Source organism: Vibrio sp. RC2502 (assembly GCF_054850435.1).
The window spans coordinates 3,205,651-3,222,038 of record NZ_CM141453.1 but is presented as its reverse complement, the minus strand read 5'-3'; the positions used below and the strand labels follow the sequence as shown (position 1 = coordinate 3,222,038).

The following is a 16,388-nucleotide window of genomic DNA, read 5'->3' as shown; positions in this document are numbered from 1 at the left end:
ACTTATCGCGCGTTAATTGAACAAATTTCTCTTCTTGGTCGATCCTGAGACCAAATCCATCTTAACTAGAAAACAGATCTTATTTTGACTAAACAAGAATCCACCACCATGAACCTTACCGAACTGAAGAACAGACCTGTGTCTGACCTTGTAAAACTGGGCGAAAGCTTAGGACTAGAGAACCTAGCTCGCTTAAGAAAACAAGACATCATCTTCGCGATTTTAAAAGCGCACGCTAAAGGCGGCGAAGACATCTTTGGCGATGGGGTTCTGGAAATTCTGCAAGACGGCTTTGGTTTCCTACGCAGTGCAGACAGTTCGTACCTTGCTGGTCCGGACGACATCTACGTATCACCAAGTCAGATTCGTCGTTTTAACCTACGTACTGGTGACTCAATTGCTGGTAAAATTCGCCCACCAAAAGACGGTGAACGCTACTTTGCCCTTCTAAAAGTCAATACAGTTAACGACGACAAACCAGACAACGCTCGTAACAAGATCCTATTTGAAAACCTTACCCCTCTGCACGCGAATGAACGCATGGTAATGGAGCGTGGTAACGGTTCTACAGAAGACATCACAGCACGTGTTTTAGACTTGGCATCGCCTATCGGTAAAGGTCAACGTGGTCTGATTGTTGCACCGCCAAAAGCGGGTAAGACAATGCTTCTGCAAAATATCGCTCAAAGCATCGCATACAACCATCCAGAGTGTGAGTTGATGGTACTTCTTATCGACGAACGTCCAGAAGAAGTAACAGAGATGCAGCGTCTAGTTAAAGGTGAAGTAGTAGCGTCAACGTTCGATGAGCCAGCATCTCGTCACGTACAAGTGGCAGAAATGGTAATCGAGAAAGCAAAACGTCTTGTTGAACACAAGAAAGACGTGGTTATCCTGCTTGACTCTATCACTCGTCTAGCTCGTGCTTACAACACCGTAGTGCCTTCATCAGGTAAAGTACTAACAGGTGGTGTGGATGCAAACGCATTGCACCGTCCTAAGCGTTTCTTCGGTGCGGCACGTAACGTAGAAGAAGGCGGCAGCCTAACTATCATCGCAACGGCACTAGTAGATACTGGTTCTAAGATGGATGAAGTTATCTACGAAGAGTTCAAGGGTACAGGTAACATGGAACTGCACTTGAACCGTAAGATTGCTGAGAAGCGTGTATTCCCTGCGATTGACTTCAACCGCTCAGGTACACGTCGTGAAGAGCTACTGACGAAGACTGACGAACTACAGAAGATGTGGATTCTGCGTAAGATCGTTCACCCAATGGGCGAAATCGACGCAATGGAATTCCTAATCGATAAGCTAGCAATGACGAAGACGAATGATGAGTTCTTCGATGCGATGCGTCGTCAGTAATAACTGAGTTCTTATTTTGAAAAAGCCACCACAAAAAATGGTGGCTTTTTTATTGCTTTCTATCAATAGAAGCAGCAGAATGAGAACAAATGTTATCGGGAGGTTAACATGCAACAAGGAATGTTGTCGTCATTACTCCTGAGCTTGTCACTGCTCACTCTACCCGTGGCCGTTTCTGCGAAGGAAATGCAGGAGTCTGTGGTAGAACAGTGGCTTCAGGATACTCAAATTCAAACCAAAGTTTCTGAACTCCTTGAGTACGTGGTCAGAGATGAGGTTGATTCGCTTAAATTTTCCCTCGATCGGCTCGCTTTTCCTCAGCAAGAAGTGGTGCGTTTTCGCCTGTTGGAAAAATTAGAACAGCAAAACATCATACTTACCCCGCGCATGGCACTGTTCGTGGAATCGCAAGTTCGTTTGACACCCACGTATCAAATGTTGGAGCGAGGCGATGGCTATGAATTCAGTGTACCCGCATTCAATTACCCAGCGATTGCGAGTCGTTTAATTAAGCGTTGGAAACAAGACCAAAGCACGTTAGATTTTGTGCTGCAAGCTGAACGAAAAGAGTTAAACCTGCAGCAGTGGTTAACGGGGACGTCTCAACAAATTCAGACGAGAGAATCCTTGCTCATTCGTGAGCTAGATAGCTTATCGCCAAGTGCGTTAAAAGCCTTAACGACGCAGTTAACTCAAGCGAATGTCACCAGTTGGCTACCGTCCACAGCAGTGGTCGTTCGTATGGCGCAAGTCAGCCAAGACAAAGCCATGTACGATTTACTATGGCGAATGCGCGCCGATTACAATAGCCAACAGGAACTCAAGCGCTTAGCTGATACAGGAGATGCTTTCTCTTTGCAGCAGTTGATGAATGCCACGATCAACCCAAGCCTCAAACCTCACGCGATTCGCTTACTCACCAAATCCAATCCATTATCGCCGGAAGTGAAACAGTTTCTTATTGCGAAAATGGCATTATCTGAAGAAGCGACACTGGTCGCTCGTCAACTGGCTCAACAAGGCCACCAAACATGGCTTGAAGAATTAATTTCAAGTAACCGCCAAGTCAAGGCTCGTCAGATCGAGCAAGTACTAAAGTAACCCTGCTCACATACCCACACAAAATAGGAGGATCTTAGCGTCCTCCTATTTGTTATACTGCGGACAGTTTAATCAGCCAGCATGAAGGCCTATGAGTTTTAAGGATTTACGCGAATTTATCGACCATCTAGAACAGAAAGGTCGACTTAAACGCATTACTCACCCTGTCGATCCCGCTTACGAAATGACAGAGATCAGCGACCGCACTTTACGTGCTGGTGGCCCTGCGTTGTTGTTTGAAAATCCAATCGGCTACAACGTTCCTGTTTTGACCAACCTGTTTGGTACGCCAGAGCGCGTCGCGATAGGTATGGGGCGTGAAGACGTAAAAGAATTACGCGAAGTCGGCAAACTGCTGGCTTATTTAAAAGAACCTGAGCCACCAAAAGGCTTCAAAGACGCACTGGAAAAACTGCCAGTATTCAAACAAGTGTTGAATATGCCAGCCAAGCGACTGCGTAAAGCGCCATGCCAAGACATTGTGTGGCAAGGTGACGAAGTCGATTTGGATAGAATTCCGGTGATGAGTTGCTGGGCGGAAGACGTAGCACCACTATTAACGTGGGGTTTGACGGTCACCAAAGGGCCGAATAAAAAACGCCAGAACCTCGGTATCTACCGCCAACAAAAAATCGCCAAAAACAAAATCATCATGCGTTGGCTAGCTCACCGTGGTGGCGCGTTAGATTTGCGTGATTGGATGGAAACCAACCCGGGTAAGCCGTTCCCAGTTTCCGTGGCGTTTGGTGCCGACCCTGCCACTATCCTTGGTGCGGTGACGCCAGTGCCGGATACGTTATCAGAATATGCCTTTGCTGGTTTGCTGCGTGGCAGTAAAACCGAAGTGGTCAAATCCATCAGTAACGATTTGGAAGTCCCAGCAAGTGCTGAAATCGTCATGGAAGGGTACATCGACCCGAACGAGTTTGCCGATGAAGGCCCTTACGGCGATCACACTGGCTACTATAACGAAAAAGAAAAGCATCACGTCTTTACCATTACGCACATCACCATGCGTAAAGACCCAATTTATCACAGTACCTATACTGGTCGTCCGCCAGATGAGCCAGCGGTATTAGGCGTGGCACTGAATGAAGTATTCGTGCCAATTCTGCAAAAGCAATTCCCTGAGATTGAAGACTTCTACCTACCGCCAGAAGGTTGTTCGTATCGCATGGCCGTTGTAACTATGAAGAAGCAATACCCAGGTCATGCGAAACGCGTGATGATGGGGGTTTGGTCCTTCTTGCGTCAGTTCATGTACACCAAGTTTGTGATTGTGTGTGATGAGTCGGTAAATGCGCGTGACTGGAATGACGTCGTCAAAGCGATGACCGAACATATGGATCCAGTGCGCGATACCTTGATGATAGACAACACGCCAATCGATTCTCTCGACTTTGCGTCGCCAGTGGTGGGGTTAGGTTCCAAAATGGGACTAGATGCGACTATCAAATGGGATGCGGAACTTGCAACACGTCCCCAAATCAGTGAGCAAGACAGTAAAGTAATAACAGAAGCCGATTTGGAATCACTGAAACAACAGCGTCCAGAGATCATTGATATCTATCTACCGCCAACAGCCAATAATCGTTTTGCCGTCGTTACGATGAAGAAAGACCAAGCGGGCCAATCTCAAGCATTAATGGAATACCTGTGGGACTTCTTCGCGCAGTACACCGACAACAAGTTCGTTATCTTGTGTGATGAGGACGTCAATGCGCGAGATTGGAATGACATCATTTGGGCGGTGACCACTCGTATGGATCCGGATAGAGATACCACTCAAGTATCAGGTAAGGCAGAAAGTTCGTCCAAACTCGGACTGGATGCGACTAACAAGTTCGAATCTGAAGTCACGCGTGAGTGGGGTACGCCAATTAAAAAAGATCCTAAACTTGTGGCTAAAGTCGATGAGATTTGGGACCAGTTAGGTATTCTATGAGTCATCAAGTCCACCTTCTGTCTATAGACGTAACATTTGAGGTTAAAGAAGGGGAAACGGTGTTGGAAGCCGCGCTCAACAACAATATTCGCTTCCCACATCGTTGCCAAGTTGGCGCTTGTGCCATGTGCATGTGTAAAAAGCTATCGGGCGAGGTGACATATCACCTCGAACCCATGCTAACCAATAAAGAGCAGCAGCAAGGTTGGATATTCCCTTGCCAAGCCTATACAGAAAGTAATTTAGTGCTTACTTTTGATGAGTAAGCGAGAGGAACACCATGACCATCCAATGTAAAGTAAAGTCTATTCAGCCGTTAGCTTGTAATACTTACCAAATTCTACTGCACCCTGAGTCTCCAGTTGCGTTTAAAGCTGGCCAATACCTGATGGTTGTGATGGGAGAAAAGGATAAACGCCCATTCTCGATTGCAAGCAGCCCTTGCCGACATGAAGGCGAATTAGAGCTTCATATCGGGGCTGCTGAACACAACGCTTACGCCATCGAAGTTGTCGAAGCGATGAAAGCTGCGTTAGAAACAGGTAATGATATTGAAATCGATGCGCCGCACGGTGATGCGTGGGTACAAGAAGACAGTGAACGCCCGCTGTTATTGATCGCTGGTGGTACAGGTTTTAGTTACGTACGTTCGATTCTGGATCATTGCGTAGCGCAGAATAAAACCAACCCTATCTATTTATACTGGGGTGCTCGTGATAATTGCCAGCTGTATGCGAAAGACGAATTGCTCGAACTTGCACAGAAATACGCAAATGTTCACTTTGTTCCGGTTGTTGAGGAAGCCCCAGCAGATTGGCAAGGGAAAGTCGGTAATGTACTACAAGCCGTGAGTGATGATTTCGAAAGCTTAGAAAACTACGATATCTATATTGCAGGTCGTTTTGAAATGGCGGGCGCAGCACGTGAGCAATTCACTCAGAATAAAAAAGCGAAGAGTGAACGTATGTTTGCAGACGCGTACGCATTCATTTAAATTCCGCGTTTCAGGCAGAAAAAGAGGGTTTTTTACCCTCTTTTTTGCTTTTTTGATGAAATAGTCATCGAACAGCTAGTTTTATCCATTTTTTTTCAAAAAAGGGTTGCGCTCGGAACTCAACTCCCTATAATGCGCATCCACCGACACGGCAGACGCGATAAGGCTTCAGCAGGGTCGGAGAGGTAAAAAGCTTCTGAGAAAATAAATTGAAAAAAGTGTTTGACTCTTTCAATTATCTCGCTAGAATGCACCTCCGCTTTGAGAGAAAAGCTTCTCGCAGAGCAAGCTCTTTAACAATATAGACCTATCAATCTGTGTGGGCACTCGTTGATGATAATCCAATTCGATACCTCGGTATCAAATTAGGTTTCAATGAAACGAAGTGACCATTGAATCTTCGGATTCAGCACAGTCAATTCAAACATTACTTTATGTAATGTTCAGTATTCATTGAGCCGAACAAAATCTTAAATTGAAGAGTTTGATCATGGCTCAGATTGAACGCTGGCGGCAGGCCTAACACATGCAAGTCGAGCGGAAACGAGTTATCTGAACCTTCGGGGAACGATAACGGCGTCGAGCGGCGGACGGGTGAGTAATGCCTAGGAAATTGCCCTGATGTGGGGGATAACCATTGGAAACGATGGCTAATACCGCATGATGCCTACGGGCCAAAGAGGGGGACCTTCGGGCCTCTCGCGTCAGGATATGCCTAGGTGGGATTAGCTAGTTGGTGAGGTAAGGGCTCACCAAGGCGACGATCCCTAGCTGGTCTGAGAGGATGATCAGCCACACTGGAACTGAGACACGGTCCAGACTCCTACGGGAGGCAGCAGTGGGGAATATTGCACAATGGGCGCAAGCCTGATGCAGCCATGCCGCGTGTGTGAAGAAGGCCTTCGGGTTGTAAAGCACTTTCAGTCGTGAGGAAGGTAGTGTAGTTAATAGCTGCATTATTTGACGTTAGCGACAGAAGAAGCACCGGCTAACTCCGTGCCAGCAGCCGCGGTAATACGGAGGGTGCGAGCGTTAATCGGAATTACTGGGCGTAAAGCGCATGCAGGTGGTTTGTTAAGTCAGATGTGAAAGCCCGGGGCTCAACCTCGGAATTGCATTTGAAACTGGCAGACTAGAGTACTGTAGAGGGGGGTAGAATTTCAGGTGTAGCGGTGAAATGCGTAGAGATCTGAAGGAATACCGGTGGCGAAGGCGGCCCCCTGGACAGATACTGACACTCAGATGCGAAAGCGTGGGGAGCAAACAGGATTAGATACCCTGGTAGTCCACGCCGTAAACGATGTCTACTTGGAGGTTGTGGCCTTGAGCCGTGGCTTTCGGAGCTAACGCGTTAAGTAGACCGCCTGGGGAGTACGGTCGCAAGATTAAAACTCAAATGAATTGACGGGGGCCCGCACAAGCGGTGGAGCATGTGGTTTAATTCGATGCAACGCGAAGAACCTTACCTACTCTTGACATCCAGAGAACTTTCCAGAGATGGATTGGTGCCTTCGGGAACTCTGAGACAGGTGCTGCATGGCTGTCGTCAGCTCGTGTTGTGAAATGTTGGGTTAAGTCCCGCAACGAGCGCAACCCTTATCCTTGTTTGCCAGCGAGTAATGTCGGGAACTCCAGGGAGACTGCCGGTGATAAACCGGAGGAAGGTGGGGACGACGTCAAGTCATCATGGCCCTTACGAGTAGGGCTACACACGTGCTACAATGGCGCATACAGAGGGCAGCCAACTTGCGAAAGTGAGCGAATCCCAAAAAGTGCGTCGTAGTCCGGATTGGAGTCTGCAACTCGACTCCATGAAGTCGGAATCGCTAGTAATCGTGGATCAGAATGCCACGGTGAATACGTTCCCGGGCCTTGTACACACCGCCCGTCACACCATGGGAGTGGGCTGCAAAAGAAGTAGGTAGTTTAACCTTCGGGGGGACGCTTACCACTTTGTGGTTCATGACTGGGGTGAAGTCGTAACAAGGTAGCGCTAGGGGAACCTGGCGCTGGATCACCTCCTTAAACGATGATTACTCACGATGAGTGTCCACACAGATTGATACGGTTTATGTAAAAGAGACGATACTGGGTCTGTAGCTCAGGTGGTTAGAGCGTTCGCCTGATAAGCGAGAGGTCGGTGGTTCGAGTCCACTCAGACCCACCAATTCCTTTTAGGGAGTTGGCATACAGTATCGACACCTTGATGGGGCTATAGCTCAGCTGGGAGAGCGCCTGCCTTGCACGCAGGAGGTCTGCGGTTCGATCCCGCATAGCTCCACCATCTTTAAGCGCATTCGATGAGTGCTTTTAAAAATGGTTACTTCATCAGAAGTGATTAGCTCTTTAACAATTTGGAAAGCTGACAAAACAACAATTTATTGTTGTTTGTAAAGTTCTCAATGTTTGTCTTTAAGACAAACACCAAAATAACACATTCAAGTGTTCTTGGAATTTGAGTCCGGCAAAATCGAGTCTGCATCATGTATAAAAATTGCAGACAACTTTGGTGACTTGTTCATCAACTCGAAACTCCTTCGGGTTGTATGGTTAAGTGACTAAGCGTACACGGTGGATGCCTTGGCAGTCAGAGGCGATGAAAGACGTAGTAACTTGCGATAAGCCCAGATTAGGTAGTAACAACCATTTGAGTCTGGGATTTCTGAATGGGGAAACCCACTTACATAAGTAAGTATCATTAACTGAATACATAGGTTAATGAGGCGAACCGGGGGAACTGAAACATCTAAGTACCCCGAGGAAAAGAAATCAACCGAGATTCCGAAAGTAGCGGCGAGCGAAATTGGATTAGCCCTTAAGCTTTACACGCGTTAGACGAACGGTCTGGAAAGTCCGACGATACAGGGTGATAGTCCCGTAGTTGACGACGTGTGTTCAGTGAAATCGAGTAGGGCGGGACACGTGATATCCTGTCTGAATATGGGGGGACCATCCTCCAAGGCTAAATACTACTGACTGACCGATAGTGAACCAGTACCGTGAGGGAAAGGCGAAAAGAACCCCTGTGAGGGGAGTGAAATAGAACCTGAAACCGTGTACGTACAAGCAGTAGGAGCAGGCTTTGTCCTGTGACTGCGTACCTTTTGTATAATGGGTCAGCGACTTATATTCAGTGGCAAGGTTAACCATCTAGGGGAGCCGTAGGGAAACCGAGTCTTAACTGGGCGTTCAGTCTCTGGATATAGACCCGAAACCAGGTGATCTAGCCATGGGCAGGTTGAAGGTTGAGTAACATCAACTGGAGGACCGAACCGACTAATGTTGAAAAATTAGCGGATGACTTGTGGCTAGGGGTGAAAGGCCAATCAAACCTGGAGATAGCTGGTTCTCCCCGAAAGCTATTTAGGTAGCGCCTCGGACGAATACTACTGGGGGTAGAGCACTGTTAAGGCTAGGGGGTCATCCCGACTTACCAACCCTTTGCAAACTCCGAATACCAGTAAGTACTATCCGGGAGACACACGGCGGGTGCTAACGTCCGTCGTGGAGAGGGAAACAACCCAGACCGCCAGCTAAGGTCCCAAATTACTACTAAGTGGGAAACGATGTGGGAAGGCTCAGACAGCCAGGATGTTGGCTTAGAAGCAGCCATCATTTAAAGAAAGCGTAATAGCTCACTGGTCGAGTCGGCCTGCGCGGAAGATGTAACGGGGCTAAGTAGTAAACCGAAGCTGCGGCAATGTGCTTTTGCACATTGGGTAGGGGAGCGTTCTGTAAGCGGTTGAAGGTGTGTGGTAACGCATGCTGGACGTATCAGAAGTGCGAATGCTGACATGAGTAACGATAAAGGGGGTGAAAAACCTCCTCGCCGGAAGACCAAGGGTTCCTGTCCAACGTTAATCGGGGCAGGGTAAGTCGACCCCTAAGGCGAGGCCGAAAGGCGTAGTCGATGGGAAACGGGTTAATATTCCCGTACTTCTTACAATTGCGATGGGGGGACGGAGAAGGCTAGGTGGGCCTGGCGACGGTTGTCCAGGTTCAAGTGCGTAGGCTTAAGAGTTAGGTAAATCCGGCTCTTTTTAAGGCTGAGACACGACGTCGAGCACCTACGGGTGTGAAGTCATTGATGCCATGCTTCCAGGAAAAGCCTCTAAGCTTCAGATTGTAAGGAATCGTACCCCAAACCGACACAGGTGGTCGGGTAGAGAATACCAAGGCGCTTGAGAGAACTCGGGTGAAGGAACTAGGCAAAATGGTACCGTAACTTCGGGAGAAGGTACGCTCTTGATGGTGAAGTCCCTCGCGGATGGAGCTGACGAGAGTCGCAGATACCAGGTGGCTGCAACTGTTTATTAAAAACACAGCACTGTGCAAAATCGTAAGATGACGTATACGGTGTGACGCCTGCCCGGTGCCGGAAGGTTAATTGATGGGGTTAGACTTCGGTCGAAGCTCTTGATCGAAGCCCCGGTAAACGGCGGCCGTAACTATAACGGTCCTAAGGTAGCGAAATTCCTTGTCGGGTAAGTTCCGACCTGCACGAATGGCGTAATGATGGCCACGCTGTCTCCACCCGAGACTCAGTGAAATTGAAATCGCTGTGAAGATGCAGTGTACCCGCGGCTAGACGGAAAGACCCCGTGAACCTTTACTACAGCTTGGCACTGAACATTGACCCTACATGTGTAGGATAGGTGGGAGGCTTTGAAGCACGTACGCCAGTATGTGTGGAGCCGTCCTTGAAATACCACCCTTGTAGTGTTGATGTTCTAACGTCGACCCCTAATCGGGGTTGCGGACAGTGCCTGGTGGGTAGTTTGACTGGGGCGGTCTCCTCCCAAAGAGTAACGGAGGAGCACGAAGGTGGGCTAATCACGGTTGGACATCGTGAGGTTAGTGCAATGGCATAAGCCCGCTTGACTGCGAGAATGACAATTCGAGCAGGTGCGAAAGCAGGTCATAGTGATCCGGTGGTTCTGAATGGAAGGGCCATCGCTCAACGGATAAAAGGTACTCCGGGGATAACAGGCTGATACCGCCCAAGAGTTCATATCGACGGCGGTGTTTGGCACCTCGATGTCGGCTCATCACATCCTGGGGCTGAAGTCGGTCCCAAGGGTATGGCTGTTCGCCATTTAAAGTGGTACGCGAGCTGGGTTTAGAACGTCGTGAGACAGTTCGGTCCCTATCTGCCGTGGGCGTTGGAAGATTGAAGGGGGCTGCTCCTAGTACGAGAGGACCGGAGTGGACGAACCTCTGGTGTTCGGGTTGTGTCGCCAGACGCATTGCCCGGTAGCTAAGTTCGGAATCGATAACCGCTGAAAGCATCTAAGCGGGAAGCGAGCCCTGAGATGAGTCTTCCCTGATACTTTAAGTATCCTAAAGGGTTGTCGGAGACTACGACGTTGATAGGTCAGGTGTGTAAGTGCTGTGAGGCATTGAGCTAACTGATACTAATTGCCCGTGAGGCTTAACCATACAACACCCAAGGGGTTTTGATGGACTCGAAGCAAGAACAGAATTGAATGTGTAGAGAACACAAAAACAGCTTTCCGAATTAAAGAATTTGCTTGGCGACCATAGCGTTTTGGACCCACCTGACTCCATTCCGAACTCAGAAGTGAAACGAAATAGCGCCGATGGTAGTGTGGGGTTTCCCCATGTGAGAGTAGGACATCGCCAGGCTTTAAATATCGTTACCCGTACTGCGTGTAACAACATCTTCAGTGTACTAATCTGATGATGACAATTTGTGGAGAGATGGCTGAGTGGTTGAAAGCACCGGTCTTGAAAACCGGCATACGTTAATAGCGTATCTAGGGTTCAAATCCCTATCTCTCCGCCACTATACAGAAAGCCTGCAAAGAAATTTGCAGGCTTTCGTCATGTTTGACGTTTGAGAATTGGATGGGGTTTGTATTTAATCCCAAGTCGGTCGCGGCCCAGACTCTCTGTACAATTAAGAAGCCTCGCTAGAAATAGCGAGGCTTTTTTTATTTCAGCGCAAGCTGGAAATGAGAGGGGGTTGTCCCAATCTGGAAAACTAACTGGTCAGGTCTATCCATCTTCTCGAAGACATTTTGGTGACTCTTTTGGAGCAATCCAAAAACCGATTTCATGCATCACAGACTTTGGAGATGATGTCGTCGTAACCCGTAAAAGATTGGTTGGCTAAATAGCGTTGCCTCAACCAAAGCCATACTTGTTCGATAGGGTTTAGTTTTGGGAATAGGGTGGAAGTTTGATGACACTGACTTTCTTAAAGTCCATTGGCTTTATCTTTTATGCATTGGTTCAATTGCTCTCTTTGCTCGGAAATTAAGAATGGTAGTCTTCCTGTTCTTGGCTTTTCTTGCCGTCCTTCCAGCCCTTCTTCCAGAAAGGTTTAAACCTACTTATTGACACTGGTTCGGCTTACCTTGAGAAACTTGGCGATTTGTGTATGTGAGTGTCCATCTTTGAAATGAGCAAGGGTCAGTGGCCTCATTTTCATCTGAATGGATTTTTGCTGACTTGCGAGTTTTTTAACGTCGATATTATTGAGGCTGTCCATAGCGAATCAGTTCTGTGGGTCATGTTTTTACTTAGATTGGTATTACTTGTCTGCTGAGTGGTGCTCATTGGCGTGGGTGGAGAAAAGCCGAAAAAACGATAAGGGTCAAACTGTAGCGAGTGGTTTAAGATAGAGGGGGGGGGCTGGGTTTCTAGTTAATTTAATACGTGTTGATGGTTATGGATAAATGGAAGGCAATAAAAAGCCGACAGTAAACTGTCGGCTGGATAATGTTGTTACTGGTTAGTCGTGCTGAACCAGCATCAGAGCTTTACGAGAGACTTCATGAGCTGCTTTGGTTAGATTTTGCTTCTCTAGTGTGTCTGCTAGGAAAGCATAGTCAGATACGTCTGAGCGAAGTTTTAGAGCTATTTCAAAGTGCTCCTGAGCTTGTTGCCATTTCTCTTGGCGGAAGTAGAAGTGTGCTAGAGCGCTGTGTGCCGCTGCGTTGTCAGCTTCTTTCTTTACTACGCCTTCTAGGAAGACTACTACAGGATGGATATCTGGTAGGTTTAAGTCTGGCAGTAGTTGGTAAAGTTCTGGTTCAGGCTGCTTTTTCAGTGCTTCTTTTAGTACGGTAAAGGCTTCGGTATCGGCTTTACGAGCGATAAGATCACGTGCAAAACAAGCAATAAGATGCGTGTCTTGCTTCACTTTACGAGCCAGACTGTTCCAATGAGAAATTAGTCCTTCGCTACCTTGTTGTTGCGCGACTTCATGCAGTAAACCACATTGTGCTTTCTGAATCAGTTCTGCTTGCTCTTCTTCCGTTACTAGCTTTGCTTTCGCCAGTTGTGGCATTAGGTCAATCAATGGCTGCCACAATTTAAGCTGCATGTAAGTTGTTTTGAGTAAGTTCAAGACAATCGAGTTATTTGGGTATTGGCCTTTTAGCGATTGCAGGGTATCGAAAGCGGCTTCGAACTCATTATCACGAATAAATTGCTTGGCTCGAGTCAGTTCGACAGCGAGATGAGCATTCTCCTGTTGGCTAGCTAATGCAAGATAATGATCGCGTTTTGCTTTATCACCTTGACCTTGAGCAGCTTCAGAAGCAACGAGATAGCACAGTAGTGGCATATCGTGGTGATTTGCCCAACGAGTGACTTTCTTTTCAGCACCTTTCCAATCACCTTCAAGGAGCTTGATAATGCCTTCATTGGTGTAGCGACGAGAACGACGCATTTTACGTACGCTGAAGTAGTTCCAAGTGCTTGAGCTTGCGTAAACCAACTTTTTAATCAGGTATTCAAGGAGGAAAAGACCAGCTAGCGTAGCGATAACGAAGATCACCAAAGTGGTCACGCTCATTTCGATGGTCTTGTTTGCTATTGAGATCAGTACATATCCTTGTTGACCAGAAAACTGAGTACCGACAAATAGACCTGCACCTAGAACGACAAATAGGAAAATAAGGCGAATCATTATTTATCCCCCGTACCTGTCATTGTTGTGACTTCACGACGTAGTCGCTCACGAATCACATCCGATAGCTGAGATTGGCTTTCCAGTTTTGCAGGGTACTCAACTTGAATATTTTGTTGGCTTAATTGGTTGAGTGCTTTGTTGAATTCTTTCACTGCGTTGTCGTCTTGATTGAAGAAAGCCATCGCCCACTTGTCAGCTGTCGTTAACGACGTGGTGTAGATTTCGCCTTGCTCTTGGTAAACCGCTTTGATTGCTGTTTCCAGTTTGGCCTTGATGTTTTCTTTTAAATAGAAATGCTGCTCTGGAGACAATAATGGGATGACGTTGCCATCGCGAGTACGGAAAGTAATAAAGTTCTCAGAGAAGTCTTTCAGAGAGGTCATCAAATTATCTTGCCAGTTTGAAATGTCTTCTGATACTTCATGTTGAGCAACGACTTGGGCTTCCGGCAGTAGTGCATTTGCTAAAGGCAACTTATCTACTTGCTGCTGTAGAGCGGTTAAACGCAGAACAAGACCGTCACGGTCAATCAATGGGACAGTGCGCAGTTTGGTGATGTCGTTTGCCATCGCTTTACGCAGTTTAACTAAGCTTGGATCGTTTAGCGCGGCAATACGTTGGTCTGCGCTTTCCATTAGTTGAGTTGCGCTTTCTACGTCATGCTCTAAGAACAGTTTACGACCAGCCAACTTCACAAGGTAATCGGCCTCTGCCAATAGCCAGTCGTTTGGACGTCGGCCTTTCACATCTGCTACGGCGAGTTGTAAACTTTCAATGCTCTTTTGTTGTTGACCAAGCACCACTTCTGCTTTGTGCGTTACTGTGGTCGCTTTTTCGATGGTTTCTTCTTTAACTTGGTTTAGCTCTTGCTTCATCGAAGCTTGCGCTTTTTCTAGTTGGTTTTGTAGCTGAGCTATTTGGGCTTGGTAATCGGCTTGTTGCTCATGAAGTTTATAAGCGAGACCGCCACCGAAGATGATTGAAAGAATGATCGCTACGGTGCCGAGCCTGACACCACGTTTGCCTTGCTTCTCTTCAAATTCAACCTTTGTTGGTTCCGCTGGTTTTGCTGGCTCAACCGGTTTAGAGGCTTCCTTTTTAGATTCAGCATCCTTTTTCGGTGCGTCTTTTTCAGCTAGCGGTGCCGATGAGGTTTCTTCGGAAAGGTTTTTATCGTTATTTTTTTGGTCGTTATTTTTACTTGTCATGCCTATATCCTGTGTAGCTAGGGCTGGAGAGCAGCCAGTAATTCTTGGTTGGATGCGCTTCCTGTGCACCTCACCCGAGTGAACCCCCTTTGAATTGCAATGTCAGCGATGCGCTGGCTGGGGATATACAACTCTTGTTGATTAAGCCAAGTCAATTGCTCTGACGTCAATTGGCTGCACAAATAATCCAGTTGTTCACCACTGGTGACGACGATCTGGTCAATTTGTAGGGTTTTCCATAGTGAGACACAGCTTACTGGATCGAATGGGATGAATTCTCTCTTGTAAGTCTCACTATAGTGAACTTTTGCTCCGCGTCTCACCAATGCATCTTTGATCAGCTCTCTTCCTCCGTTACCACGAAGGATAAGAACCTGCTGCTGTTCTACATTCTGTAACGCTGGAAGTCGCAATAAGTGTTCACTATCACTGACTTCGGGATAGTGTACTTTCTGTTGGGTGCATTTGCTTAAATAGTGTGCTGTTTTTTGACCAACGGCAAGGTATACCGCTTGTTTCGGCCATGATGCGTCATTGCTGGTTAGGATTTGCTGGGCGCATTGCACGGCGTGTCGGCTAACGGCGATAACTATTTGAGCTTGATGGAGATGAGTCGTGAGGTGCGTGTCCGTGAGATCGGCAACAATGTCGATCAGCGGATGGTGGTGTGCGGAAATGCCGTGCCTTTCGAGCAGAGAGCAAAGCGCGCAGCCTTGCTCTCCCGGCCGAGTGACCAACACTGCCATGATTAATCGTGGTCTGCGTACAGCTTGGTTAGAATGTCGCGGGCACCGTTATCAAGTAGCTCGTTAGCCAACCGGATACCGAGCGCTTCACCATTTTTACGGTGACCACGCACTTCGCCACGCACAATTTCGCTGCCATCTGGTTCACCGACTAGCGCGCGAAGCCAAATTTCATCACCTTCAAGTAGCGCGTAGCTACCGATTGGCACCTGACAGCCACCTTCAAGAGTTAGGTTCATGGCACGTTCGCACAACACGCGATCGGCGGTGTCTTTATGGTTGAGTGGCTCCAGAAGTTTGAGTAAGCGTTCGTCGTCTACGCGGCATTCAATACCGACTGCGCCTTGGCCAACCGCTGGCAGTGATTGTTCTGGTTCGATAAAGCTGCGAATTCGGTCTTCCAATTTCAAGCGCTTTAGACCTGCGGCTGCAAGAATGATAGCGTCGTACTCACCCGCATCCAGTTTGCCAAGTCGAGTCCCCACGTTGCCACGCAGTTCTTTGATAATGATGTCTGGGCGGTATTCTTTCAGTTGGCATTGGCGACGCAAACTGCAAGTACCGACGACCGCACCTTGAGGGAGTTCATCAATGCTGCTATAGGTATTAGAAACGAAGGCGTCGCGAGGGTCTTCGCGCTCGCAAATGGTCACGAGGCCAAGGCCTTCAGGGAAGTCGACAGGTACGTCTTTCATTGAGTGCACGGCTAGATCGGCGCGGCCTTCAAGCATGGCAACTTCAAGTTCTTTAACGAACAAGCCTTTGCCACCAACTTTAGCCAGCGGTGTATCCAAAATCACGTCACCTTTGGTCACCATGGTTACCAACTCGACTTCCAAGCCAGGATGAGCGGCTTGAAGAGCGTCTTTAACAAAATGAGCTTGCCATAGTGCAAGTGGGCTTTTTCGAGTTGCAATGCGAATTGGTGTGGATTGGGTCATGATCTTCTCAATGCTGTTTGGATTTGGCTTTATCCTACCATTCTCATAAAGAAATGCTTACTGTTAGTTAGTTATCTCGTGGGGCTAAGGAAGGATTTACATAAGGTTGTGAAAATAGTGTGACTGGATTCTCAATTAGACTA

At 47.6% G+C, this 16,388-nt stretch carries 9 protein-coding genes, 3 tRNA genes and 3 rRNA genes; 11 read left to right on the top strand and 4 right to left on the bottom strand.

The genetic code is table 11. The annotated features are described in order from the left end of the window. Window positions 1-108 precede the first annotated feature (108 nt). From rho to ACYJZR_RS14985, 11 genes are all read left to right on the top strand, one after another. Window positions 109-1,368, top strand: coding sequence for a transcription termination factor Rho (gene rho, locus ACYJZR_RS15035; RefSeq protein ID WP_005378757.1), 1,260 nt, complete (start codon window positions 109-111; stop codon window positions 1,366-1,368). 108 nt (window positions 1,369-1,476) lie between these two features. Continuing rightward, complete coding sequence (locus ACYJZR_RS15030; RefSeq protein ID WP_005480957.1) at window positions 1,477-2,469, top strand: hypothetical protein; 993 nt, start codon at window positions 1,477-1,479, stop codon at window positions 2,467-2,469. 91 nt (window positions 2,470-2,560) lie between these two features. Next, window positions 2,561-4,414 (top strand): 4-hydroxy-3-polyprenylbenzoate decarboxylase, encoded by a 1,854-nt coding sequence (gene ubiD, locus ACYJZR_RS15025; RefSeq protein ID WP_025627508.1) that lies wholly within the window; start codon window positions 2,561-2,563, stop codon window positions 4,412-4,414. Then, entirely contained in the window at window positions 4,411-4,680 is a 270-nt protein-coding gene (locus ACYJZR_RS15020; RefSeq protein WP_031854658.1) for a 2Fe-2S iron-sulfur cluster-binding protein, read from the top strand. Before ubiD ends, ACYJZR_RS15020 begins: the two co-directional genes overlap by 4 nt. Before the next feature lie 14 nt (window positions 4,681-4,694). Further along, window positions 4,695-5,408 (top strand): NAD(P)H-flavin reductase, encoded by a 714-nt coding sequence (gene fre, locus ACYJZR_RS15015; RefSeq protein WP_005459134.1) that lies wholly within the window; start codon window positions 4,695-4,697, stop codon window positions 5,406-5,408. A 472-nt stretch (window positions 5,409-5,880) separates the two neighbouring features. After that, window positions 5,881-7,433, top strand: a 16S ribosomal RNA gene (locus ACYJZR_RS15010). Between the two features lie 65 nt (window positions 7,434-7,498). Continuing rightward, window positions 7,499-7,575: transfer RNA gene (locus tag ACYJZR_RS15005), tRNA-Ile, on the top strand. A 41-nt stretch (window positions 7,576-7,616) separates the two neighbouring features. Further along, window positions 7,617-7,692, top strand: a tRNA-Ala gene (locus tag ACYJZR_RS15000). Window positions 7,693-7,956: 264 nt separating this feature from the next. Continuing rightward, a 23S ribosomal RNA gene (locus ACYJZR_RS14995) occupies window positions 7,957-10,847 on the top strand. A 91-nt stretch (window positions 10,848-10,938) separates the two neighbouring features. Next, window positions 10,939-11,054 (top strand): 5S ribosomal RNA (rrf, locus tag ACYJZR_RS14990). The 16S, 23S and 5S rRNA genes sit together here with 3 tRNA genes alongside, the layout of an rRNA operon. 69 nt (window positions 11,055-11,123) lie before the next feature. After that, window positions 11,124-11,214: transfer RNA gene (locus ACYJZR_RS14985), tRNA-Ser, on the top strand. 951 nt (window positions 11,215-12,165) lie between these two features. Here the strand turns inward: ACYJZR_RS14985 and ACYJZR_RS14980 are convergent. From ACYJZR_RS14980 to hemC, 4 genes are read right to left on the bottom strand one after another with little or no spacing between them, the layout of a single operon-like run. After that, on the bottom strand, window positions 12,166-13,347 hold the full coding sequence (locus tag ACYJZR_RS14980; protein ID WP_005478975.1) for a heme biosynthesis protein HemY: 1,182 nt from the start codon (window positions 13,345-13,347) through the stop codon (window positions 12,166-12,168). Beyond that, on the bottom strand, window positions 13,347-14,558 hold the full coding sequence (locus tag ACYJZR_RS14975) for a uroporphyrinogen-III C-methyltransferase (protein WP_406966447.1): 1,212 nt from the start codon (window positions 14,556-14,558) through the stop codon (window positions 13,347-13,349). The genes ACYJZR_RS14980 and ACYJZR_RS14975 overlap by 1 nt, the downstream gene beginning before the upstream one ends. A gap of 17 nt (window positions 14,559-14,575) precedes the next feature. Next, window positions 14,576-15,304 (bottom strand): uroporphyrinogen-III synthase, encoded by a 729-nt coding sequence (locus tag ACYJZR_RS14970; RefSeq protein ID WP_406966448.1) that lies wholly within the window; start codon window positions 15,302-15,304, stop codon window positions 14,576-14,578. 2 nt (window positions 15,305-15,306) lie between these two features. Beyond that, window positions 15,307-16,245 carry a hydroxymethylbilane synthase gene (gene hemC, locus ACYJZR_RS14965; RefSeq protein WP_140282248.1) on the bottom strand — a complete coding sequence of 313 codons (939 nt, stop codon included), beginning with the start codon at window positions 16,243-16,245 and terminating at the stop codon, window positions 15,307-15,309. Window positions 16,246-16,388: the final 143 nt, after the last annotated feature.